The organism is Balneola sp. EhC07 (genome assembly GCF_001650905.1).
Lineage (GTDB): Bacteria > Bacteroidota > Rhodothermia > Balneolales > Balneolaceae > Balneola.
The window spans coordinates 215091-237015 of record NZ_LXYG01000002.1; the positions used below are offsets into that span (position 1 = coordinate 215091).

The 21925-nt window shown below is 37.5% G+C and carries 26 protein-coding genes and 1 pseudogene; 17 read left to right on the top strand and 10 right to left on the bottom strand.

Annotated elements, in window-relative coordinates; all coding sequences use genetic code 11:
- Positions 1 to 72: 72 nt before the first annotated feature.
- The 4 genes from A8B79_RS01880 to A8B79_RS01895 all read right to left on the bottom strand — a co-directional run bounded on the left by A8B79_RS01880 (position 73) and on the right by A8B79_RS01895 (position 3877).
- Complete coding sequence (locus A8B79_RS01880; protein WP_066217298.1) at positions 73 to 1149, bottom strand: serine hydrolase domain-containing protein; 1077 nt, start codon at positions 1147 to 1149, stop codon at positions 73 to 75.
- Positions 1150 to 1278: 129 nt separating this feature from the next.
- Positions 1279 to 3093 carry a MutS-related protein gene (locus A8B79_RS01885; protein WP_066217300.1) on the bottom strand — a complete coding sequence of 605 codons (1815 nt, stop codon included), beginning with the start codon at positions 3091 to 3093 and terminating at the stop codon, positions 1279 to 1281.
- Between the two features lie 129 nt (positions 3094 to 3222).
- Complete coding sequence (locus tag A8B79_RS01890) at positions 3223 to 3489, bottom strand: Smr/MutS family protein (protein WP_066217302.1); 267 nt, start codon at positions 3487 to 3489, stop codon at positions 3223 to 3225.
- 82 nt (positions 3490 to 3571) lie between these two features.
- Positions 3572 to 3877: a Dabb family protein gene (locus tag A8B79_RS01895; RefSeq protein WP_066217306.1), complete on the bottom strand. Its 306-nt coding sequence runs from the start codon at positions 3875 to 3877 to the stop codon at positions 3572 to 3574.
- Between the two features lie 237 nt (positions 3878 to 4114).
- Here A8B79_RS01895 and folE point away from each other — a divergent pair, with 237 nt between their 5' ends.
- From folE to hisI, 4 genes are all read left to right on the top strand, one after another.
- On the top strand, positions 4115 to 4795 hold the full coding sequence (gene folE / locus A8B79_RS01900; RefSeq protein WP_066217309.1) for a GTP cyclohydrolase I FolE: 681 nt from the start codon (positions 4115 to 4117) through the stop codon (positions 4793 to 4795).
- Between the two features lie 5 nt (positions 4796 to 4800).
- On the top strand, positions 4801 to 6255 hold the full coding sequence (cysS, locus tag A8B79_RS01905) for a cysteine--tRNA ligase (protein ID WP_066217311.1): 1455 nt from the start codon (positions 4801 to 4803) through the stop codon (positions 6253 to 6255).
- Positions 6255 to 6524, top strand: a complete 270-nt coding sequence (gene yidD / locus A8B79_RS01910; RefSeq protein WP_066217313.1) for a membrane protein insertion efficiency factor YidD — start codon at positions 6255 to 6257, stop codon at positions 6522 to 6524. Before cysS ends, yidD begins: the two co-directional genes overlap by 1 nt.
- Before the next feature lie 80 nt (positions 6525 to 6604).
- The gene (hisI, locus tag A8B79_RS01915) at positions 6605 to 7087 is read left to right on the top strand and encodes a phosphoribosyl-AMP cyclohydrolase (protein ID WP_066217315.1); all 483 of its coding nucleotides are present in this window, start codon (positions 6605 to 6607) and stop codon (positions 7085 to 7087) included.
- 218 nt (positions 7088 to 7305) lie between these two features.
- On the opposite strand, the gene A8B79_RS01920 is transcribed toward hisI, so the two are convergent.
- Positions 7306 to 7806 carry an SRPBCC family protein gene (locus tag A8B79_RS01920; protein ID WP_066217317.1) on the bottom strand — a complete coding sequence of 167 codons (501 nt, stop codon included), beginning with the start codon at positions 7804 to 7806 and terminating at the stop codon, positions 7306 to 7308.
- A gap of 72 nt (positions 7807 to 7878) precedes the next feature.
- On the opposite strand from A8B79_RS01920, the gene A8B79_RS01925 reads away from it, so the two are divergent.
- The 5 genes and pseudogenes from A8B79_RS01925 to A8B79_RS01945 all read left to right on the top strand — a co-directional run bounded on the left by A8B79_RS01925 (position 7879) and on the right by A8B79_RS01945 (position 10670).
- Positions 7879 to 8271: a DUF1801 domain-containing protein gene (locus A8B79_RS01925; RefSeq protein ID WP_066217319.1), complete on the top strand. Its 393-nt coding sequence runs from the start codon at positions 7879 to 7881 to the stop codon at positions 8269 to 8271.
- 6 nt (positions 8272 to 8277) lie between these two features.
- Positions 8278 to 8844, top strand: coding sequence for a DUF4256 domain-containing protein (locus A8B79_RS01930; RefSeq protein WP_442855444.1), 567 nt, complete (start codon positions 8278 to 8280; stop codon positions 8842 to 8844).
- A 15-nt stretch (positions 8845 to 8859) separates the two neighbouring features.
- A pseudogene (locus tag A8B79_RS01935) lies at positions 8860 to 9226 on the top strand (nuclear transport factor 2 family protein).
- 134 nt (positions 9227 to 9360) lie between these two features.
- Positions 9361 to 9960 (top strand): SatD family protein, encoded by a 600-nt coding sequence (locus A8B79_RS01940; RefSeq protein ID WP_066217324.1) that lies wholly within the window; start codon positions 9361 to 9363, stop codon positions 9958 to 9960.
- Positions 9957 to 10670 (top strand): DUF3307 domain-containing protein, encoded by a 714-nt coding sequence (locus A8B79_RS01945; protein WP_066217327.1) that lies wholly within the window; start codon positions 9957 to 9959, stop codon positions 10668 to 10670. The genes A8B79_RS01940 and A8B79_RS01945 overlap by 4 nt, the downstream gene beginning before the upstream one ends.
- A 223-nt stretch (positions 10671 to 10893) precedes the next feature.
- On the opposite strand, the gene A8B79_RS01950 is transcribed toward A8B79_RS01945, so the two are convergent.
- Positions 10894 to 11790, bottom strand: coding sequence for an ATP-grasp domain-containing protein (locus tag A8B79_RS01950; protein WP_066217329.1), 897 nt, complete (start codon positions 11788 to 11790; stop codon positions 10894 to 10896).
- Positions 11787 to 13565: a DEAD/DEAH box helicase gene (locus A8B79_RS01955; protein WP_066217331.1), complete on the bottom strand. Its 1779-nt coding sequence runs from the start codon at positions 13563 to 13565 to the stop codon at positions 11787 to 11789. Before A8B79_RS01955 ends, A8B79_RS01950 begins: the two co-directional genes overlap by 4 nt.
- A 336-nt stretch (positions 13566 to 13901) precedes the next feature.
- On the opposite strand from A8B79_RS01955, the gene A8B79_RS01960 reads away from it, so the two are divergent.
- On the top strand, positions 13902 to 14591 hold the full coding sequence (locus A8B79_RS01960; protein ID WP_066217333.1) for a hypothetical protein: 690 nt from the start codon (positions 13902 to 13904) through the stop codon (positions 14589 to 14591).
- Here A8B79_RS01960 and A8B79_RS01965 read toward each other — a convergent pair.
- Positions 14584 to 14916 carry a hypothetical protein gene (locus tag A8B79_RS01965; protein WP_066217335.1) on the bottom strand — a complete coding sequence of 111 codons (333 nt, stop codon included), beginning with the start codon at positions 14914 to 14916 and terminating at the stop codon, positions 14584 to 14586. The genes A8B79_RS01960 and A8B79_RS01965 overlap by 8 nt on opposite strands.
- Positions 14917 to 15411: 495 nt before the next feature.
- Positions 15412 to 15795, bottom strand: a complete 384-nt coding sequence (locus tag A8B79_RS01970) for a VOC family protein (protein ID WP_066217337.1) — start codon at positions 15793 to 15795, stop codon at positions 15412 to 15414.
- A gap of 101 nt (positions 15796 to 15896) precedes the next feature.
- Between A8B79_RS01970 and rsmI the strand changes: the two genes are divergently transcribed.
- From rsmI to A8B79_RS02000, 6 genes are all read left to right on the top strand, one after another.
- Positions 15897 to 16580: a 16S rRNA (cytidine(1402)-2'-O)-methyltransferase gene (gene rsmI, locus A8B79_RS01975; protein ID WP_066217339.1), complete on the top strand. Its 684-nt coding sequence runs from the start codon at positions 15897 to 15899 to the stop codon at positions 16578 to 16580.
- Positions 16581 to 16748: 168 nt separating this feature from the next.
- The gene (lnt, locus tag A8B79_RS01980; RefSeq protein WP_066217341.1) at positions 16749 to 18308 is read left to right on the top strand and encodes an apolipoprotein N-acyltransferase; all 1560 of its coding nucleotides are present in this window, start codon (positions 16749 to 16751) and stop codon (positions 18306 to 18308) included.
- A gap of 46 nt (positions 18309 to 18354) precedes the next feature.
- Positions 18355 to 19083: a hypothetical protein gene (locus tag A8B79_RS01985; protein ID WP_066217343.1), complete on the top strand. Its 729-nt coding sequence runs from the start codon at positions 18355 to 18357 to the stop codon at positions 19081 to 19083.
- Positions 19084 to 19201: 118 nt separating this feature from the next.
- Positions 19202 to 19672 carry a GNAT family N-acetyltransferase gene (locus A8B79_RS01990; protein WP_082894029.1) on the top strand — a complete coding sequence of 157 codons (471 nt, stop codon included), beginning with the start codon at positions 19202 to 19204 and terminating at the stop codon, positions 19670 to 19672.
- A gap of 22 nt (positions 19673 to 19694) precedes the next feature.
- On the top strand, positions 19695 to 20102 hold the full coding sequence (locus tag A8B79_RS01995; RefSeq protein ID WP_066217349.1) for a GNAT family N-acetyltransferase: 408 nt from the start codon (positions 19695 to 19697) through the stop codon (positions 20100 to 20102).
- Positions 20103 to 20127: 25 nt separating this feature from the next.
- Positions 20128 to 20730 carry a class I SAM-dependent methyltransferase gene (locus tag A8B79_RS02000; protein WP_066217351.1) on the top strand — a complete coding sequence of 201 codons (603 nt, stop codon included), beginning with the start codon at positions 20128 to 20130 and terminating at the stop codon, positions 20728 to 20730.
- Positions 20731 to 20813: 83 nt separating this feature from the next.
- On the opposite strand, the gene A8B79_RS02005 is transcribed toward A8B79_RS02000, so the two are convergent.
- Positions 20814 to 21170, bottom strand: coding sequence for a winged helix-turn-helix transcriptional regulator (locus tag A8B79_RS02005; protein WP_066217353.1), 357 nt, complete (start codon positions 21168 to 21170; stop codon positions 20814 to 20816).
- A 94-nt stretch (positions 21171 to 21264) separates the two neighbouring features.
- Between A8B79_RS02005 and A8B79_RS02010 the strand changes: the two genes are divergently transcribed.
- Positions 21265 to 21924, top strand: coding sequence for a nitroreductase family protein (locus A8B79_RS02010; RefSeq protein WP_076782508.1), 660 nt, complete (start codon positions 21265 to 21267; stop codon positions 21922 to 21924).
- Position 21925 lies beyond the last annotated feature (1 nt).

Sequence of the window (21925 nt, forward strand, 5' to 3'; positions counted from 1 at the left end):
TACTAAGTACTCAAAACAATCAAACAGGCAACCCCTCCTATATAATTATTTCAAACTCATCCGGACTTGTTATTAAAGTTTAGCTTCAAAAACCAGATCTATCATTGTAAGCAGATCATTTCCGGTAAAGGTGTATTCTTTTTCTGTATCTACTCTGTGAACAAGCACCATTTTTGAAGACGGGTACACTCCGAGCATATGAACTCCTGTTCCTGTATGATAAAAAGAACCGCCTGATCTGTTTTCTGTTGGCGCAAGAACATTCCAAAGCATTCCGTAAGCTAAACCAAATCGTTCATTATAAATGGAATGTGGTTTTGTGCTTTCTTCTATCCAGGATTCCGGAATGATCTGAGTACCGTTCCATTTTCCTTTGTTCAAATAAAGTTGTCCATACAACGCCATATCTTTTGCAGACATCCTAAAGTGGTACGCCGGATATTTTGATTTAGATCTTTCGTACTGATAGAATCCACCCGTTAAAGGTAGTTTAAAATCATATTCATTTTGAATGGTATCCGCATCAAAAGACTCATAACGCCCATCAAAATGATGCATACCCAATGGTTTTGCAATCTGTTCATTATATAATTCGAAAATACTTTCTCCGGTTTTCCCTTCCAGAATATATCCCAGCACATTAAAATCCCAGTTGTTGTAGTAATAATGAGATCCGGGTTCTTTAGAATTTCTTTCCGGTTTCCCTCTTAGCATGCCTTCAGAAACGGCAGCTGCAGAATGATAAACTCCTGATCTTGATTTCAACAGATCTGCGACCCGTGCACTTTTCTCTAGCTCAGTTAACCCTTGTATATCATCGATTCCAAGTTCAGAGAGTGTAGCATTGGTATCTATCAAACCATCATGTACAGCAATTCCAAAAATGGAATTCAGCATTGATTTCCTGATTGAGTGAATCGTATGAACTTGTTCGGTATCACCCCATTCAAAAACGATCTTTTCATCAATCATTAAGATCATGGATGATGAGCCTTTGTCTTCTAAAAAAGCAGATAAAGAATCCAATCCTGATTGTGAAAACCCAAGATCCTCCGACTCCGCATATTCAAAGGTATATTTTTCATGGTTTGTTGTACAAGCAAAGATCAGAAATACGAGAAATAGAATTGATGCGCGAAAAAATGTCATTACAAATAAAAGTTTAGGTTCAGCTTCTACCTACTTACAGTTTTGGGAAAGGTTACATGTTTTTTAGTATCGAGTTGTTAGTACTTAGTATTTAGTAACTCGATACTAAATACTAAGTACTAAAAGCTATCATACAGGCAACCCTTCTATTCTCATTATTTCCAGAGCATTTGTACTTGGACATGGACCTGATTTCAGCTTGTATTCAAAACTCATTTTTCCACCTTCTATAGATTCCACGAAATGCCAATTGCTCAATGCCTCGATTTCAGATTCCAGATCAGCAAGTTCCAGATCATGTGTGGAAACCATTCCAATTCCATTCTTCCCCGCTACTTCCCTTAGAAAAGCTGCACTACCGGCGTAACGCTCTTTGTTATTTGTGCCTTTATAGATTTCATCCACAAAAAAGAACAATGGCTGATCTTCATCTTTGTTTAGCTCGTCCAGTAATTCCCGAAGACGCTTTACTTCAGCGTAAAAATGAGACAAACCGTCACCCAGCGAATCATTCACATTGATGCTGGTAAAGATTCTGTATAAACCTGTGTTTAATGATCTAGCATTTGCAGGCGCTCCGGAATAAGCCAAAACTAAATTGATTCCCACCGTTCTGAGGAATGTACTTTTACCGGCCATATTCGAGCCTGTTATCAAAAACAGATCTTTTCCTGGATACACTTCGAAATCGTTAGCTACTTTTTGGTCTTCAGGAATCAACGGATGACCAAGTTCTTCTGCTTTAAACAAAGCCCCGGTATCTTTATCGAATGTTGGGAAAGAATAATCGCCATTAAGAAAAGCAAAATTAGCCATCGAATTTAAGGCTTCAAGTTCGTAAAATTTATCGAGCCATTTTGTGATTTTTGGCTCCAGTTCCACTTTAAGGTTTTCCAAACGCATCGAAAAATACAGATCCCAGGGAATAACTAAGTTCATAAGCGGACCTAATACCTGATTTTTTTGTACAGAGGCTGCGATAGCAAATCTCCTCACTTTTTTCAGGATCACAGACGGCTTTTCATCCTCTTTCTGATATACTTTTAAGAATTGTGATATTTCTTTGTCATCACTCGCTTTAAATCGTTCAACATGACTCAGAATATTACTAAAGCTTCCTAATAACTTTTCCATTTGGAACGCAGCGTCAAACAATCCTTTTACCTTATCACTGGTAAACTTAAGAGCGGTAAGATAACTGACAAACGAGATCACAACATATACACTGCTGAGTTTACCGACCATTGCTAAAATTCCTAGTGTCACATTTGATACCGAAAGAATAACCATGATTACTAGGGGAAGAATAAAACCCGTTTTCTTTGGAAGTCGGAGCCAGTCCAACATTTGCTCCATACTCCATTCATATCTACCGGTTTTACTTTTAGTAAATAAAGCCTCTACTCTCAGTTTGTCTCTGAATAATTGCAGTGGAGCTAATTCCTGTATCAATTGCTGTCGTTTTTTTATTGATTCTACTTCTCTGGATTGATTCAACAGCAAACCGGAAAGCACATTTGAACTGCCTTCATAGATCGATGTATCCATCAACTGAAACAATGATCTTTTCCCGATTATATTTAAGTCCTGGGAGTAAGGATGGTTCAAATATTTATCTCTGTTTATATTTCTGAAGGGTATTCCATCCCAGTTCAGTTCCAGACGTGCAATTTGCTCTTTCTTGATTTGCTTCAGAAACCCAAGTTTCTCAATGAATTGCTCAACTTTTTTATGTCTGCCCATGAGATTCAGAAATGCAATTACTGCTCCGATCAAGATCACCGAATAAACTAAATCATGTAAACGACCACTTGCCAGAAAAGCGAAAAGCAAAGTCAACATAAAGATAGTTAACCGTGCTCCTGATATTCTACTGCTCAACTTAGTATACAACTCGATCTTTCTGTCAATACGAGCTATATGTTCTTCAAATAATTTCTTCAACTTTGGATAGATTTAGATAGTTATCACTTTTCAAATTTAAGGACCCTATTTTTTAAAGATTACAGGTTTAACCAAAGTTAATAGTTATTGGTTATTAGTTTTTTGCTCACCACTACTCCCAAATAACTATTAACTATTTTTAAGCTCCACCAATGTAGCTCCCCAACTACTTCTGTCATCCGCTAAACGATAGGAAACAACAAACTCATTTTTATCCAACAAACTATGAACCGTTCTGCGAAGCACCCCCTTCCCTTTTCCGTGAATGATCCGAATGGAATAGATCTCTTTCTCTAAACAAGCTTCAATGTAATCCGGAATCAAGTCTCCCAATTCTTTAGGACTGAAAAGATGCAGGTCTAAAATTCCGTCAATAGGCAATTCAACAGGTTCCATTCTAGTTATGAGTTATGAGTTATGAGTTATGAGTTATGAGTTTTTAGTGTTGAGTTCTCGCTTCACTTTTCACTTTTCACTTTTATACATAATCAACTACTCTTCGCTCATTCACCACCTTCTTAATAAACTGGACTACTTTTTGATGGTCAGGATGTTCTGCATACGCATTTAAAGCTTCCGCATCTTTACAAATCGTTGTCAGAACTACATCACAAATAGCTTCATCATCACCACTCAAAATATTGATCCCAACTTCTGCCGAATCCAATTCTTCGATTTTTGCAGGTAATCCTTCCAGTAATTCTTTCATGATCTCAGCGTTTTCCTGTTTGGTTTTCCCTTCAGCAACCGGTTTCAGTTTCCACATTACAATGTGTTTTATCATATTTTATAGTAGTTAGATTTTAGATATAAGATGTTAGACTTCAGAATATCCAACTTCCATCAGGGAATAGCCAATATCCATTTACACAAATTCCTAATTCCCATATTTACTTATTCCCAATTACTCAATTATTCCTAATTCAACTATTCGTAATTAACCACAGGAACCCTTAACTTTAAAATTCGGTTTTAAGCAACCTAAACGGCTTAATAATCAATAAAGAAAATCCCTTTACACTTGGATAACTTAGACTTAGACAAAATTACCGCTGAAGACCTTGGCGAAGCGCACATTGGTACTTCAGAACTTACTCCGCTCCGTGATGATGCTTTTGATCTTTCAGATTCAGAAAAAATCGACATCATTCAGGATCATTTCAAAGAGATCATGGAAACTCTTGGTTTAGATCTCAATGACGACAGCCTTAAAGGAACTCCATATCGGGTTGCTAAAATGTTTGTGAAAGAAATTTTTAACGGACTTGATCCGAAAAACAAACCTGAAGCCCGCACCTTTAGTAATAATTACGATTACAACGATATGGTGATGGAGAAGAACATTCAGGTGACTTCTTTCTGTGAGCACCATTTTCTTCCGTTTATCGGCAAGGCTCATGTAGCTTATATTGCATCAGGAAAAGTGATCGGGTTGTCCAAGATAAATCGTCTGGTAGATTACTTTTCACGCAGACCACAGGTTCAGGAACGCTTGACGCTACAAATTGCCGATGCTCTTTCTGAAGCAATGGAAACCGATGATGTAGCTGTTTTTATCGACAGTAAACATTTGTGTGTATCAACCCGTGGAATTCGTGATGTAAGCAGCAGCACCATTACTACCGAATTCAGAGGTGCTTTTAAAGAAGAAGCCACTCAAAGAAAATTCATTGATTTCATCAAAACTGAAACTGAACTCTGATTGTTTTGTCTGAACAAAAACTTCAAGTTTACAATACACTTACCAGAAAAAAAGAAGACTTTGAGCCACTAAACCCTCCGTTTGTGGGGATGTATGTGTGTGGTCCAACCGTTTATGGTGATGCCCATCTCGGTCATGCCAAGAGCTATGTTTCTTTTGATCTGGTTTTGCGTTACCTGCGTTATCTCGGTTATAAAGTTCGCTACGTTCAGAATATTACAGATGTAGGACATTTAGTTGGCGACGGTGAAGAAGGCGAAGACAAACTTGGTAAGCAAGCTCGTTTAGAGCAAGTCGATCCAATGGAAATCGCTGAAAAGTACACATACACTTATTTCCGTGATATGGATGCTTTGAATGTCCTCCGCCCTGATATTGCTCCACGTGCAACCGGACATATTCCTGAGCAAATTGCTATGGTTCAGAAACTCATTGAAAAAGGACACGCTTACAATGTAGATGGCAACGTCTATTTTGATGTGCATTCTGATGAAGATTATGGAAAACTCAGTGGCAGAAAAACTGACGAAGCTGAATCCGGTACTCGTGTAGAAACCGCTTCAGACAAAAAGAATCCAGCTGATTTCGCTCTTTGGAAAAAAGCTGAAGATGATCACTTAATGAAATGGGACTCTCCCTGGGGAGTTGGTTATCCCGGATGGCATATTGAGTGTTCTGCTATGAGTACCAAATATTTAGGTGAAAGCTTTGATATCCACGGTGGTGGATTAGAGAATCAATTTCCGCATCATGAATGTGAGATCGCACAATCAGAATGTGCACATGATTCTCAGTTTGTAAAGTACTGGATGCATAATAACATGGTTACCCTTGAAGGACAAAAAATGGGTAAGTCATTAGGGAATGCGATCAACCTCCATCAATTTTTTACTGGAGAACACAAGCTTTTAACCAGAGCATGGGATTCTCAGGTAATCCGATTCTTCTTGCTTCAAAGTCATTACAGAAGTACTACAGATTTTTCTGAAGATGCGTTGGAAGCTTCAGAAACAGGGCTGAAGAATCTTCATTCAATGATCTCAACTATTGAGAAAGTAGAAAATGCTTCCGGAGAATCGTTCGATATCGAAGGCTTTAAGTCCTCTTTTGAGAAAGTAATGAATGATGATTTCAATTCAGCAAAAGCAATTGCAGTTGTTTTTGAAAAACTGAAAGAACTCAGAAAATTGATCAACGACCAGAAGACTCCTTCAAATATAGAAGAAGTTAAGTCTGTGATCAAAACATTGGTTGATGATGTACTTGGTATCTGGCCGCAGGAAAACGCCGGTGGCAATGAGGAATTGACCAAAGGACTTGTGGAACTTCTTATCGAAATCAGAAAAGAAGCCAGAGAAAACAAGAATTTTGCACTCTCGGATAAAGTCCGGGATGACCTGAAAGAGCTTGGCGTACAGCTCATGGATGGAAAAGAAGGTACTTCCTTCGAAATTGACTGATGAACCTGCTGAAAACCATATTCAGCAAGTTACTCATCGGACTTGTACGTTTTTATCAGCTTGCTATTTCTCCATGGTTGGGAAGTAGCTGCCGATACTCCCCCACTTGTTCTCAGTATATGATTGATGCTGTGAAGGAATGGGGACCATTAAAAGGATTTTGGCTGGGAATTAAGAGAATTGGCCGGTGTCACCCCTGGGGCGGCGATGGACATGATCCGGTTCCGGAAAAGCCAGAGAAGAAAATAATTAACGATTCGTCATCCTGAGGATACTTCCGAAGGATCTGCACTTATATTTATTTGTGAAGATTCATCGCTATCGCTCTGAATGACCTAAAAGTAAATAAATGTCAGAAATCACATTCAAAGAAAGACTATCCGTAGAACAAGTAGAAGAAGCCAACGATCTGGCTCCAAAATTTCAGGAAGATGGATTAATTCCTGTAGTAACCACTGATTATACTTCCGGTGAATTGTTGATGCATGGTTATATGAATGAAGAAGCATTTAAGAAGACCATTGAACTAAGCGAAGCCGTGTATTACAGCCGAAGCAGAAAAACTTTATGGCATAAAGGCGCGACTTCCGGTTTGACACAGATCGTTAAAGAAATGAGAATCGACGACGATCAGGATTGTGTTTGGCTACGTGTTGAAGTTCAGGGAAATGGTGCCAGCTGTCATGTTGGATATCGTTCTTGTTTTTACAGAAGCGTACCAACCGGTGATGCATTCTTTGAAAAAAACGGCGAGTTAGCCTTTGAAGAATCAGAAAAAGTATTCGATCCTAAGGAAGTTTATGGTGATGCACCGAATCCAACGAAGCTTTAAGATCTCCCTTCGAAGGGAGACCGATCGAACACTTGTGTGATATCAGAGTGATGTTGTGAAGTTTATGAGTTTCTAAACTTCACAACATCCTCCGTCCGCCAGTCGGCGGACACCTCCTTCGAAGGAGGATTTTTATTCTTGCCTTATAATTTATGTTTCCGAAATTAGCCGTTGTTTGTTGATTGAGAATAACCAATAACTAAATCTCTAATCACTACTTAAGCATTAAAAACTCCTTTCAAACTCTCGTCTTTATTTCGAAGATCAATTCCTCCCTCCAGAATTGATTTCAAATTGGTCATATAGAACAACCATCCTTCTCCACAACCTACATACAAATTTTTCTTCGGGTCTTCTTCTATTGGAATATTATGCTGAGACAGCTCCACCATCACATGCTCATCATTGATCTGCGATAGTTTTACTTCCACATCACACTGATCCGTAAACATAAAACGGAAGTAATCTTTTCCATTTAATTCCAGCACTTCTCTTTCTTCATATACAGAATCAGGATAACCGTACCACATCCAGTAAAACATATCTCCGGGTTCGTAGTGTTCATCTGCAGGACGTTTACTTCCATCCTTTTTTGTTGCTCCGGCACTTCTCAGAAACCAACTTTCAAGTCCTTCCTGAGTAGTCCATGCATCATAAATTTTCTGCATTGGTGCTTTGATAGCTATTTTTTTAGTAAAGCTTTTCCATTGATCATTCATAGTGCTAATAAATTGGTGAACAAGTAATTAAGTTGAATCTGTAAATATGTGCAAGTTGTATTATTTTAAATCATGGATTCGAAAATCAAAGCATATCATGACAAGCAGACTGAATCAGATAAAAAGATCTGCGATCTACTTTACAAGGAGATCAATAAAACCCTTACTGAAGCAGAAAATAAGATGTGGCATGCCCATCCTGTTTGGTTTTTGGATGGAAACCCGATTGTGGGATATAGTAAACTGAAAGACTGCATTAGATTGATGTTCTGGAGCGGTATGGACTTTGAAGAAGATCAACTAAAGCCCGGAACCGGAAAGTTCAAAGATGCTTCAATCAGATATACAGATGTTAATCAGATCAATACTAAAGATCTGAAACGATGGCTTGAAAAATCACGAGAAATTCAATGGGATTACAAAAACATCGTTAAACGAAAAGGAAAGCTGGAACGACTAAAATAAGATCCGATAATGGCTACTAAAAAAGAATTGAGTTCTGCACTAAAGGAAGAATTGATCAATACATTGAGAACCCGTTTTGAGGGAAATATGCATCGCCATGAAGGTTATGAATGGGATAAAATTCAATCCAAACTGGAAGCTGATTCTGATAAGCTTTGGTCTCTGAATGAAATGGAAGTCACTGGCGGTGAACCGGACATTGTAAAACTTGGTGATAATGATTCAGAGTATCTTTTTGTGGATTGCTCCCCTGAAAGTCCGAAAGGCAGACGAAGTCTATGCTACGACCGAGAAGCACTGGAATCCCGTAAAAAATATCCTCCTAAAAGTTCTGTGATCGATGTCGCTAATGAAATGGGAATTGAGCTTTTGAATGAAGAACAATATTACAAATTACAGTCTTATGGTGAATTTGATACCAAAACTTCCAGCTGGATATCAACTCCTTCCGTGATAAGAGAACTAGGCGGTGCACTATTTTGTGATCGGCGTTATAATCAAGTCTTTACGTACCATAATGGTGCAGATTCATATTATGCAGCAAGAGGGTTTCGTGGATGTTTGAAAGTTTAAGAATTACATTTAACCATGAATCTTGAAAAGAATAAACAGAATGCCATTTCCTTCTACAGAACAGCTTATGAAGGGAACCCTACCAAAGCCATTAAAGACTATGCTGGTAAAGAATACATACAATGTAGCTGATGGTTTACAAGGCTTTATAGATTATTTCGAACGAATGCAGAAGGAATACCCTGATAAATCTATTGAGTTTGTACGATGCATTGCTGAAGGAAACTTAGTAGCACTTCATACACATCAAACTTGGCCGGGAAATGATCAATATGTGACGATGGATTTCTTTCGGTTTGATCAAAATGGAAAGATCTGTGAACATTGGGATGCCATTCAGCAAATTCCGAAAGAGTCGGCTAACCCAAATACAATGTATTAAAGCAACCCCGCTACGTACATTTCTGATAAAAACTATAAATATCCCTTTTCCAGCAGATATTTATAATTATCTGCTTTAGAACCGATATTATTGATTATCTGCTCTAGAACAGATATACTGCTTACTAAAAAGATATGATTGCTGTTCTTACAGGCGATATTGTAAATTCTCGCAAGGGTGAAACAAAGAATTGGTTAACCGCCCTCAAAAATGTTCTCAGTCACTACGGAGCAGAGCCAAAAGATTGGGAAATATACAGAGGCGATAGCTTTCAGTTAAGTGTAAAACCTGAAAATGCATTTATTGCTGCTATTCACATAAAAGCTGAAATCAAAACAACAACTTCTCTGGATGTAAGACTTGGGATTGGGCTGGGAGAGGAAACTCATAAAGCAGACAAAATCACAGAATCAAATGGATCTGCTTATCAATTATCGGGTGAAGGTTTTGATCTACTAAAAAAGCAAACTTTGGCTTTTAAGTTGCATAATAAAGAACTAACACAGGAATTAAATCTAATGCTGGCGCTTTTACTTTTAACTGCAGACAGATGGAGTAATACAGTTGCTGAAGTAATTAAAACAGTTATCGAGCATCCGGAAAAAAATCAGCAAGAGATTGCCCAGATTCTAAACAAATCTCAAAGCAACGTAAGCGAAGCACTTAAAAGAGGAGGCTTCGAAGAAATAATGAATATGAATAAATTCTATCAAGCCAAAATTTCAGTTTTATGAACATCCTTGCTCTAAAATTAATAATTGCTCATCTGATAGGTGATTTCACTTTTCAACCTGATAAATGGGTAAAGGATAAAAAGCAAAAAAAGCAGAAATCTAAATTTCTGTATCTGCATCTTGGAGTTCATGCATTAGCTCTGTTGGTATTATTGGAACTTGAATGGAATTATTGGTTCATTTTTGTAACGATTATTTTGAGCCATTTCTTGATCGATCTTATCAAATTAAAACTGGATGGAAAGATAAGTCCCCGATTGCTTTTTGTGACTGATCAATTAGCACATTTTTCGATTATTGCAGCGCTTGTCTATGGGTATGAACCTTTTCAGATCAATCTCTCAATTCTGTATTCATATGAATCTCTGATTCTGATTCTATCATTACTAAGCCTAACTTACGTCTCAGCTATAGTTATGAAAATGATAATGAGTACATGGGAAATTGAGGAAGATAATCTTAAAAACTCGTTGCAAAGTGCCGGAAAATATATAGGAATTTTAGAACGCCTTTTTGTCTTCGGATTTATTCTGTTAGATCAATGGCAGGCAATAGGTTTACTTATAGCAGCTAAATCCGTATTTCGGTTCGGAGATCTCTCAAGAGCAAAAGATAGAAAGCTTACCGAATATATCTTAATTGGCACTTTGCTAAGCTTTGGATTAGCAATAACAATTGGTATGGCTTTCAAATATTTTGTAAGCCTATAAAAATAATCTATTAAGTTGAAGAACATTAAAAAACTTTACTCACACTTCTTAATAAACTCTCTACAATTTCCCTCTCTAAATAATCTGCAGCTTCACGATATTCTCTAAACCATAATTAACTACTTTAGATATGGAATAAATTCCTTGCAGGAATACTTGACTAAAATCAGCCCTATTCAAGTTCTCGAGTCAAGGACTTCAGTCCGCTGGGCTTAACAAAGTACTAAATTCTCTTTAAAACCTCTTCCGCCAACACATCCGCAGCTTCCGGATATTCTCTGAACCATAATTCCGGCTCAACTAATTCAACTTCGGAAACAGCTAGTTGATTTTCATTATCCCACATCACATCTACACGAGCGTACGCAGGTAATGGATTACAAGCATGTACAACTTTTTCTGCGAAAGAAATTTCCTCTGATGAAGCTTCGTAATTCTGGACCGTTCCACCAAAATCATCCTGTACTCTGAAATCTCCTGATTTTGCTTTTTTGAGAATAGCATGAGTAAACTTCCCTCCCATCACCATAAACGAAACCTCGCCTTTTGTGGCAATATTATACTGGAATGGTTGAAGCATCATGTCTTCTTTTGCAATTAGTTCTGCAAAAACTGCTTCGTGATCAACGATATTACCTGAATTGAGCTTATAAGTATGGCGAGCGGCTCCGGCAACGGTTGGCTTTAAGATCACCTCTTTCCAACCTGCATCGTTATAAATATCTGAGAGAGATCTACTTTCCCCTCTTTTGATGTACAACGTCTCTACAATTCTGATACCCTTTTTCTCCAGATCCCGGAGGTAATGCTTATCCATATTCCAGCGGATGGTAGAAACCGGATTGATCAGTTTTGTTTTAGTTTCAACATGATCCAGCCATTGTTGAAATTCCTCAAATCGATCAAAGTAATCCCAGGTAGTTCTGAAAATGGCGCATTTGGTAGAAGCCCAATCGAAATCAGGATCTGCCCAATCTTTACGAATCACTTTTAGATCGTGTTTCTCTAAAGCTTTTTTGATCAGTTCCTCTTCCGTTAAAATGTTTTGAATGTAGTCATTCACTTTCTCCGGATTCAAATATCTGGATTCTGTTAAAATGACTACATCAAATTCACTCATTTTCTGCTTCTTTTTCGATTACCGCTTTTACGCTTTCCTTTTGGGAAACCGCCATCGTTACTTTTTCTTCTTCCGCCGCCGCTTCTTCCACCACCACCGGAATTGCTCTTTTTATCATCCTGAGCACGCTCAACAGCAACATCTCTGCCTTCAAATTTAGCACCGGTTACACCGTTTGTCAACGCACCTTCATATCCGGTTTCAACTTCAAAGAATGAGAAATTATTCTGAAGATCGATCTTACCAAAATCGGGCTTAGAACCATTTAGTTGCTCATTTACCAATCCCATCAAACGAACAGGATTAAGTCCGTCTCGTCGGCCAACATTGATAAAGAAACGCTCATAACCTGCTTCGGTAATTCCGCGATCTCTACCGCCACTTCTGCCGCCACGATCATTTCTTCCGCCGCGATCGTTATTTCTGCTTCCTTTTCGATCATTACCGCCTTGAGCATTCAGATCATTGGAATTAGAATAATAATCCAGAAATTGATTGAACTCTACAGACAGGAATTTCTTGATCAACGCTTCACGATCCATTTCAGCGAGCTTTTCCATCGCCTGTGGCAAAAACTTCTGTAATTGATCTTCATTAACTTTTGTGTCTTTGATGGTATCGATAAGATCCAGCATTCGAATTCCGCAGATCTCTTCACCACTTGGTACTTCTTTTTTGATAAAATCTTTACCGGACATCTTTTCCAGGTCGCGAATTCTGCGAGTTTCTCTGGTGTGGATAATAGAAATTGCAATACCTGAGTTACCGGCACGACCTGTTCTTCCACTTCTGTGGATATATACTTCCAGATCGTCAGGTAGATTGTAGTTAATTACGTGCGTTAATTCGTTAACATCCAGTCCACGAGCAGCTACATCAGTTGCCACTAATAATTCAAGTTCTTTTGTCCTGAAACGATTCATCACATCATCACGCTGAGCCTGTGAAAGATCACCGTTGAGCAGATCAACGTCATAACCGTCTTTGTTCAGTTTAGCAGCAATTTCAGAGGTCTCACGACGTGTTCTGCAGAAAATGATCCCATACACATCAGGGTTCATATCTACAATTCTCTTAAGAGCTTCGAATCTGTTCTTTGCGTGAACCATGTAGTAATGATGCTCAACATTCTTTGCACCCGCATTACGCTCACCAACCTCGATCTCTTCAGGATTGTTCATGTACTTCGCTGACATCTTAGCAATTGCTTTCGGCATCGTTGCTGAGAATAGAAGTGTTTGTTTCTCACGTGGAGTATCAGCAAGAATTGCATCCAGATCATCCTGGAAACCCATATTCAGCATTTCATCGGCTTCATCCAATACAAGTGTTCTTACATTGCGAACATCAAGTTTTTTTCTGTTGATGAGATCCAGCATACGTCCCGGAGTTCCGATCACTACCTGACAACCGTTATTAAGCGCTTTGATCTGAGTAGAGATATTAGCTCCACCGTAAACTGCTACTGTTTTAACTCCTTTCTGATACTTTGCGAAATCCTTAAGATCACGAGCGATCTGAATGGCTAGTTCACGAGTTGGTGAAAGCACCAAAACCTGAACATTATCAGAATTTGTATCAATTTGATTTAAAGCAGGAAGTCCGAATGCACCGGTTTTACCTGTTCCTGTTTGCGCTAGTGCAATAAGATCACGCTGAGAAGCGAGAATAGTAGGTATTGCTAATTCCTGTACTTTTGTGGGTTCTGTAAACCCTAATTTTTCAACTGCGTCGAGCAGTTCTTGTTTTAAACCTAGTTCTTTGAACGTTGGCATATATTTTTAACCGTTTTTATCCCGTCCAAAAACTGTGCTGTGAGTATTCCTGCCCGGGTCATTTTATTATTAGAGGTGAGCTAATGACAAGAGGCAAGCGGGACTGCTTGATTCATAAAAGCCAGCAATGATCTATAAACCTGAAGGTTGTTACATTTCCAGTCTTATCGCGAACTCACGATTCAGTAAGCTCTGAATATACGGATTAATTATACCAATAATGAGATTCCTACTATAATTCTTTTTAATGTAAGATTTACTGAATATATGCTCGAACATTCCTAAAGATTTTTTTTATTTTGGCTCAGGAAATTTAAACCGGATATCAAAAATTACATGTCTGTTAAAGCACACTATCCAAAAGCACTGCAAATAAGAGAACTGGAACAGAAGATCACAAGTGAGTTAAATCTTCAGGGGTTTATCTTATCCAGAACTATTTGGGGAACTTCGATCTGCTCTGATGAAGTAAATAACTCATTTAATATTTTCAGCAGATTGTTTGTTGGACCGGGTCCTTTCAGGTTTGGTGGAATTTCGGGACTACCTTTTACCGGGAAAACGGGTGTAATGGCTTTTGCCAGTCATATTCCGGATAAAGGAGGAGCTTTTATTTTATACGGTCCACATATTGGAGTATCCAAAGAAGGTACAGCCGGAGAAATCCTTCGCCAAAGACAAGATAGTAACTCCACTTGTTGCGGCTCTCTCATTGCCGGATTATCTGCAATTCAAAATCCTTCTACTATTGGTGAAGAAACCGCATCTGATTATCAACAAGCTCAGGTTGTTAAGATGCTGAATGCCGAAAGAGATCAAATTCTAAGCGCAGACGATCAGATCAAAGAAGTGACTGAAAAAGCTTATGAAAAAATTCATACCCAAGTGAAAGAGCTTATCCATGATTGCAAAGATGCACTTGTAGGCAAAAAATTATACCTGATGGGTGGAATTGTGATCAACACCAATTGGGACGAAGAAGATTTTTTCGATATCAGAAATTCAGAAGTGATCGAACTTACTTAAGAAATTTGTCCCAAGGCGATTTTTTTGTAAAAGCCCCAATGATCGCAAATATCCAAATTATCAAATGAAATACCAGAAAGTATACCCTATTTATACTATCCGGAAAAAATTGAAATACTTGAATTAAAAAAGATATAGTTAGAAAAAAAATAATATAGCCAACAACTAAATTACCAACGAAATTTAACACTAATAGCACAGCAGGGTGATATTCTTCATCGAGCTTTTTCTGTTTTTCTTTATCAAGCTCTTGGTTGCGGAGATCTAACTCTATCTCACTTTCAAATTCCTTCTGCCCTAATTCTCTTTCTATCTTGTTTTTCATAATCAGGGTTGCCACAAAATCACTGAAGCACAAAATTTTTATAGATTTTGTGTTTTAGTGGATGATCTATATTGTTTTTATTGCTCATATCCCAAAATAACAAAGTGGACTAATAATAAAAATTCAGTTCATACCCATGGTTTTTAAGTAATCTCTTTTAAAAAGCCAGGTCATCCCGAACTTGTTTCGGGATCTTACGAAAAGGCTTTAATATTTTTCTTAATTCCTGATCTTTTAATGTTTCATACCAATCCTTTAACACTGGATCATAATTCTTCGATTATTAGTATGAAAGTATATCTAGCCTTTGTTTAGGGTAATTCAGACAGCTTCAAGAACTATTCCTTACAAAGATCCCGAAACAAGTTCGGGATGACCCTGAGCGGCAACTATTCTGCTAGTTCCACAGCTGGGCTATGGAACTAGAGCAATCAGGATTGCCACAAAATCACTAATGCACAAAATTTTTAGTGATTTCTTGTTTTAGTGGCCTTTTTATTCTTCTTCAAACATAAACTCGATCATATTCCCATCAGGATCAGCTATAAATAAGAACCTTCCCTTTTTTCTGTTTGCCGGACCACTCATGATCGTTACTTCTTTTTCTCTGAAATATTTAGCCAGCTCATCTATTTTTTTAGCCGAATCAACATAAAAACCAAAATGGTCTACTCGAAAGTCTCTGGAAGTTGGGTCGTAACTGGTTTCCGCTTCAACGATCACCATGGTATCTCCTCCTCCGATGTCATACACAGCCATACTTTGTCCCATAGTTCTTATAACTTCAAAGCCAAGAATATCTCCGTAAAATTCTTTGGATGCATCAATTCTGTTTACCCGAATAGTAATGTGATTTAAACCTGAAGGCGTAAAATTCATTTTGTTCAATTAAAAATTAAGTATTGTTCAATAATCAATATCTTAAGTTAATTCTAAATTGTATAATTTCATTCCGAAATTCTTTCAAATCATTTTTATTCGTGTCAACATTTTACATTGTAGCTACTCCGATTGGTAATCTTGGTGATCTTTCGCCCCGGGCGGTAGAAGTTTTAAAATCTGTAGATCATATTGCTTGTGAAGACACCCGTACTTCCGGCAAATTATTAAGCGCCTTTGGGATAAACACTCCGAAATTTTCGTTTCATCTCCATAATGAGCATCATAAAGTAGAACACGTATTAAATATTTTGAGAGGTGGACAATCGGTTGCTTTAATCTCTGATGCAGGAATGCCGGGGATTTCTGATCCGGGCTTTTTAGCTGTTCGGGCTATTAAACAAGAAGGAATTACAGTTACCGTTATCCCCGGACCTGATGCCGTTACTACAGCTTTGGTGGCAAGCGGACTTCCCTGCGATAAATATTGTTTCGAAGGATTTCTTCCACCCAAAAAAGGACGACAAAAACGACTCAAAGAACTTTCTGAAGAAGAACGCACGATCGTGTTCTATGAAAGCCCGCATCGCATTGTGAAATTACTCAAAGAATTGGAAGAACATTTTGAACCGGAACGATTAGCAGCCGTTGCCCGTGAACTCACCAAGAAATTTGAAGAAGTGGTACGAGCTCCTATTTCAGAATTGAAAGAAGACTTTGAAAACAGAGCCTCCATCAAAGGTGAAATTGCCGTTGTTGTTGCAGGAAAAGGGTATTCGGAATGATAGGTGGATTTTTAAATTTGAATTTATCTAAAATTAAAGAGTCATTCAGAGCGATAGCGAAGAATCTTCAAGTATTTGTAGAAGCAAATTATAGTCGTGAATATCCCTCGCTATCGCTCTGGATGACTTATATTGTACTAATTTCCAAAATTCGATAAGAAATAATTGATGAACAAATTTCTCGAAAACAAATGGGCGTTATCTATCACAGCCGGAGTTCTGCTCGGATTAAGCTTCCCTCCTGTTGATCTGTCATTTCTGAGCTTCCCCGCTTTTATACTTTTATTTTTACTGGCTGATAAATGTGATTCTAACAAACAACTGGCTTATTACAGTTATGCAGGATTTGTAATCTGGAACTTGATCACAACGTACTGGTTGATGATGGCAAGTCTGGTCGCAGGAATTGCAGCCGTACTGGCAAACGCAGCTATAATGACCATTCCGCTTGTTCTATTTCGGATTTGTTCAAAGCGATTTGATAAAGCTTGGCTGATCGCTCTTTTGCATGCTTCCATTTGGGTGAGTTATGAATTCCTGCACCACAACTGGGATCTTTCCTGGCCCTGGTTAACACTTGGAAATGCATGGGCAAATCAGGTTTCTCTGATCCAGTACATCTCTGCTACGGGACATCTTGGGATTTCTTTTTGGGTGATCTTTACCAGCTCATTAGCTTTTCTGGCGTTCAAAAATAAAAAGCAATCTATTGCTCTGGCCGCTACTTTTGCCCTGTTGTTACCATCCGGAATTTCACTCATGATGTTTTTAGGCTCTACTGAAGAACCGGCAGCCAAAACAACCAGTGTAGCAGTCATTCAGCCCAATCATGATTCTTATGAAAGTCATGGTGGTTTAGGCAGTCATTCTGTGTTGATGGACAGTCTTTTCAGCATCACGAACAAAGTGATAACCGATGACACCGAACTTATTTTATGGCCTGAAAATGCGGTTGATGCAGGAATTTACATGAATTCCAGAACGGCTGTCAGTATCTCAGATTCAGCCCAAGCTTGGAATGCTTCGTTGATTACCGGAACCGGTTTATTTGAACTGTATGAAGAGCCTCCAACTTTGTACAGAGATATGGTTAATGGAAGGGCAAGAAATTACTTTAACGCTACTCTTTATGTAAATGCTGATGGTGAACGCACCCGTTACGACAAACATAACTTGGTGCCCATTGTAGAACGCTTCCCATTCGTGGAATTCTTTAATGCCATTGATATATTTGATTGGTTGGATTGGGGAAACATTGCAGGATTTGGTAAAGGGTTAGAAGCCACATCACTCAAGACAAACGGTTTTACCACTCAGGGATTAATCTGTTATGATTCTGTGTATCCATCGTGGATCAGAGAGTTTGTAAAGGACGAAGCTGACTTTATAACCATTATAACCAACGACGGATGGTGGGGAAATACCAGCGGGCATTATCAGCATTTTGCGTACGCCCGATTACGAGCCATTGAATTTGATCGCTGGATCGTGAGAAGTGCAAACAACGGATTTTCCGGCATCATAGATCCTGAGGGCAATGTACTCCAGAAAACAAACTACTGGGAACGAACCGGATTCACTTTTGACGTTCCATCAAAATCCACCAAAACTTTTTATACCAAATTCGGAGACTGGCTTGGATATTTGTGTTTGATTTTAAGTGTTGGTGGGTTGGGATTCATCTCGTTTACTAAGTTCCAAAACTCTCGCTTTAATCAGGATAATTAAGTATATACGTAATGTGTGTTTATATAAATTGTAAGGCATTTAAAAAATGAAACTGACGATTAAACTCATATTTGCATTGCTTATCATTAATTCTTGCTCGACAAAAAACAAGGAGAATGAAAAGGAGCTTCTTCTTCAAGCTGACAGAGAAGCACCAATAGGATGGATTTATTTGAGAATTTATCAAGACAGTACATTTGAATTCGAATCTCGTGGTTTAAGAACTTCCACAGTCTATAAAGGGAAAGCTAAAATTGACAAATACCAAATCTCGTTTAATTACAACGACTCAATTCCTAAGGCAGGAAGTCTAGCGATCTATAACAAAAACACGGTTTACTACACCAATGGAGATTACGCTGAAAGTGTTGGAATAACACTGACAAAACTCGACTCAAGTTTGTACGATCGATTTTCAATTACAGAAATCAGACAAGTTTTACAGCAAGCAATTGACTTAAAAGAACTTCAGAAATATTTTCATATCGACAGTGACTCTAGCAGAAAACCATTGAAAATCATAGAATCTGACATGATTAATAGAACAACTCTAATGGGAGTACAAAAATTTAACGAACCTGTTTCTGTTATTAGTAAAAATGAAGCTGACAAATCAGAAACAAGGGATTACTTGAGCATAGGTGATTGGAGTATTGTAAATCAAAAACTCAGCCTTCAACTACATTATCCTGTGGAAGGAATTACAATAAATTATATGTTTAAAAAGGACTCAAATAAATGGGTGCTGATTGACAGTAAATTAATGGAAAAATAAAAAGCCCCACATCAACGAATACAGCTTATGCCAGATAAACAGCTGTCAGCAAAGTTTTAGCTCCGAAACCGTCACAAGCTATATACAAACCGTTGGCAAAAGCTAAAAAATAACGTGAATGCCTAAAATAGAAATACGTCCATATCATGCTGTCCATCAAAACGAAATAGATGTCATGATAAATGAAATTTCAAACGAGTTTCTTGTTCCAATTTCTAGCGGGAGAAAATCCACAAGCGTCTTACTTGATAAATATTGGGTTGCGTTTAATGGAAGTGAAATAGTCGGAACAGTTGGCATTTTGAAAACAGATAGCAATTTTTCTGTCCTGAAAAACATGTTTGTAAAGAAAAAGTATAGAGGTAAAGATTTTGGAACAGCCCAACTGCTGTTAAATAGCGTTTTTGATTGGTCAATTGAAGAAGGTATTAGCCGTATTTATTTAGGAACAATGGATCAATTTAAAGCCGCTCATAAATTCTATGAAAAAAATGAATTTCAGAAAATAGGAAAAAGTAAACTGCCGCTAAATTTTATAAAGAACCCTATTGATGATGTGTTTTACAAAAAAGACCTCAATATGAGATAACCAGCTATTCACCACATATTTTATGATAACCTATCAAATAGAAAACAACCTATCGCCTCAAGAATTTATTGAAGTACTAAATAAATCAACTTTAGGAGAAAGAAGACCTGTAAAGGAACCCGAAAGAATTACCAAAATGTTAGAATATGGAAATTTGATTGTTACAGCCAGAGAAAACAATGCATTGATCGGGGTAGCAAGGTCTTTAACGGATTTTATGTATTGCACTTATTTATCTGACTTAGCAGTTGACCAATCTTATCAAAAAAAGGGAATCGGTAAACAACTAATAAGACGTACTAAATTGGAATCACCCAAAGCAAAATTAATCTTATTGGCTGCACCTAAAGCAGTAGACTATTATCCTAAAATAGGAATGAAGAAATGGGACCAATGTTATGTAATAGACGACGTAATTGAATTGAAATAAAAGCCAGTTACTAACACAAAGACCAATGACAGAATTTTGGGAATCAGCATTTAACGACAAACAAGAAATGTGGGGAATGAACTCTGCAAAATCTGCTGAATTGACAAAAATCTTCTTCGTAGAAAAATCATTAAAGAACATTCTAATTCCAGGAATTGGATATGGGAGAAATGCTCTACCATTTATTGAAAGTGGAATGAACGTAAGTGGAGTTGAGATTTCAAAAACAGCCATTGAACTTGCAAAAAAACATTACGGAAATAAAATAAACATTTTTCATGGTTCTGTAACCGAAATGCCTTTTGGAGATAAAAAATATGACGGGATTTTTTGTTATGCTCTTATCCATTTATTGGACGGCAAAGAAAGGAAAAAGCTAATACAAGACTGCTACAACCAACTGACCGAAAACGGATTTATGGTTTTTACTGCCATAACTAAAGAAGCACCGAATTTTAGAAAGGGAAAACTGGTTGGAAAAGACCGTTACGAATTTCACGAAGGTGCCAAAATATTTTACTACGACCAAGAATCCGTGAAAACAGAATTTAACGCCTTTGGGCTTTTTGAGATCAGCGAAGTAAATGAGAATCAGCCAATGTATTTGATAAAATGCAAAAATGAATAAAAAATACTGTACTCATCAAAACCTATATAAAATACCATCCATGGGGATGCTAGGATACATACAGCAACCTAAACTATAAAAGATCAGTCGGAATAGTTTTCAACCGCAAAATCTCCCCATTCCGCAATTGATTGAATTAAGGGAATTAAAGTTTTTCCAAAGTCTGTTAATGAATACTCTACTTTTAAGGGTGGCTTTGACGTATATACCTTGCGATCAATTAACCCATCTTCTTCCATCGCCTTTAATTGTAAGCTTAAAGTTCTTTCTGTAACAGTAGGCATCTCTTTTCTTAACTCATTATAGCGAAGCGTTTTATCAATTAAATGATATAAAATTACCGTTTTCCATTTTCCACCAATAATTCCCATAGTGAGACTTGTACAACAAGGGTACTCACTACCTTTAAATTTCAACTTTTTAGGCTCTTTCGTTTCCATAAATCTATACTATCCTTTTTGACCGTTATTGCAATGATAGATAACTATACATAGTTTTGCAACTATAATAATTATAGTATAAGAAAAAAAGAATATGAGCTTTATAGAATCAATGAAAAATCGTTATACAACCAAAAAGTATGACAGCACAAAAAAAATTGAAGAAGGAAAAATTCATGCGTTAAAAGAAATTCTGCAACTGAGCCCCTCTTCAATAAACAGCCAACCTTGGAAATTTATTTTTGTTTCTGACGAAAAGACAAAACAAGCACTTTCAAAAGTTTCTTGGTTGAATACCGATAAGGTTCTTGATAGTGATACCGTTGTCGTTTTTAGCCGAATTAGCAACCTTGACTTATTCGAGAAACAAATAGAACATGAACTTCCGGAAGGAGCAGTTAATTATTACAAAGAGTTTATTAAACCTAAACCTGAGGCAGAAATAAAAGCTTGGTTTGATAAACAAGTTTATTTGGCTTTAGGAGTTTTCTTGAGTGCATGTGCCGAAATGGGTATCGATGCCACACCAATGGAAGGTATTGAACCTGAAAATTACGACAACATCCTTAACCAAACTGATTACGCTACCCTAATGGCAGTAGCCATTGGCTATAGAGATACAGAAGATTTCAATCAACCAAGTAAAAATCCGAAATCAAGAAGAGCTTTTGATACAGTAATAGAAAATATTATAGGAACAGAAAAAGAATCTCTTGAAAAAATTAACCTGAACGAAACCACTCAAATTCAATAAC

Bases quoted from the DNA above. Each gene is read 5' to 3' on its own strand.
- A8B79_RS01995 (WP_066217349.1), top strand. From the start codon at position 19,695: ATGATAACCTATCAAATAGAAAACAACCTATCGCCTCAAGAATTTATT.
- A8B79_RS01985 (WP_066217343.1), top strand. From the start codon at position 18,355: ATGAAACTGACGATTAAACTCATATTTGCATTGCTTATCATTAATTCT.
- A8B79_RS01925 (WP_066217319.1), top strand. From the start codon at position 7,879: ATGGATTCGAAAATCAAAGCATATCATGACAAGCAGACTGAATCAGAT.
- A8B79_RS01955 (WP_066217331.1), bottom strand. From the start codon at position 13,565: ATGCCAACGTTCAAAGAACTAGGTTTAAAACAAGAACTGCTCGACGCA.
- A8B79_RS02000 (WP_066217351.1), top strand. From the start codon at position 20,128: ATGACAGAATTTTGGGAATCAGCATTTAACGACAAACAAGAAATGTGG.
- A8B79_RS01895 (WP_066217306.1), bottom strand. From the start codon at position 3,877: ATGATAAAACACATTGTAATGTGGAAACTGAAACCGGTTGCTGAAGGG.
- A8B79_RS02010 (WP_076782508.1), top strand. From the start codon at position 21,265: ATGAGCTTTATAGAATCAATGAAAAATCGTTATACAACCAAAAAGTAT.
- A8B79_RS01960 (WP_066217333.1), top strand. From the start codon at position 13,902: ATGTCTGTTAAAGCACACTATCCAAAAGCACTGCAAATAAGAGAACTG.
- A8B79_RS01880 (WP_066217298.1), bottom strand. From the start codon at position 1,149: ATGACATTTTTTCGCGCATCAATTCTATTTCTCGTATTTCTGATCTTT.
- A8B79_RS02005 (WP_066217353.1), bottom strand. From the start codon at position 21,170: ATGGAAACGAAAGAGCCTAAAAAGTTGAAATTTAAAGGTAGTGAGTAC.
- A8B79_RS01965 (WP_066217335.1), bottom strand. From the start codon at position 14,916: ATGAAAAACAAGATAGAAAGAGAATTAGGGCAGAAGGAATTTGAAAGT.
- A8B79_RS01945 (WP_066217327.1), top strand. From the start codon at position 9,957: ATGAACATCCTTGCTCTAAAATTAATAATTGCTCATCTGATAGGTGAT.
- A8B79_RS01990 (WP_082894029.1), top strand. From the start codon at position 19,202: ATGCCTAAAATAGAAATACGTCCATATCATGCTGTCCATCAAAACGAA.
- lnt (WP_066217341.1), top strand. From the start codon at position 16,749: ATGAACAAATTTCTCGAAAACAAATGGGCGTTATCTATCACAGCCGGA.
- A8B79_RS01950 (WP_066217329.1), bottom strand. From the start codon at position 11,790: ATGAGTGAATTTGATGTAGTCATTTTAACAGAATCCAGATATTTGAAT.
- yidD (WP_066217313.1), top strand. From the start codon at position 6,255: ATGAACCTGCTGAAAACCATATTCAGCAAGTTACTCATCGGACTTGTA.
- A8B79_RS01970 (WP_066217337.1), bottom strand. From the start codon at position 15,795: ATGAATTTTACGCCTTCAGGTTTAAATCACATTACTATTCGGGTAAAC.
- A8B79_RS01940 (WP_066217324.1), top strand. From the start codon at position 9,361: ATGATTGCTGTTCTTACAGGCGATATTGTAAATTCTCGCAAGGGTGAA.
- hisI (WP_066217315.1), top strand. From the start codon at position 6,605: ATGTCAGAAATCACATTCAAAGAAAGACTATCCGTAGAACAAGTAGAA.
- A8B79_RS01890 (WP_066217302.1), bottom strand. From the start codon at position 3,489: ATGGAACCTGTTGAATTGCCTATTGACGGAATTTTAGACCTGCATCTT.
- A8B79_RS01920 (WP_066217317.1), bottom strand. From the start codon at position 7,806: ATGAATGATCAATGGAAAAGCTTTACTAAAAAAATAGCTATCAAAGCA.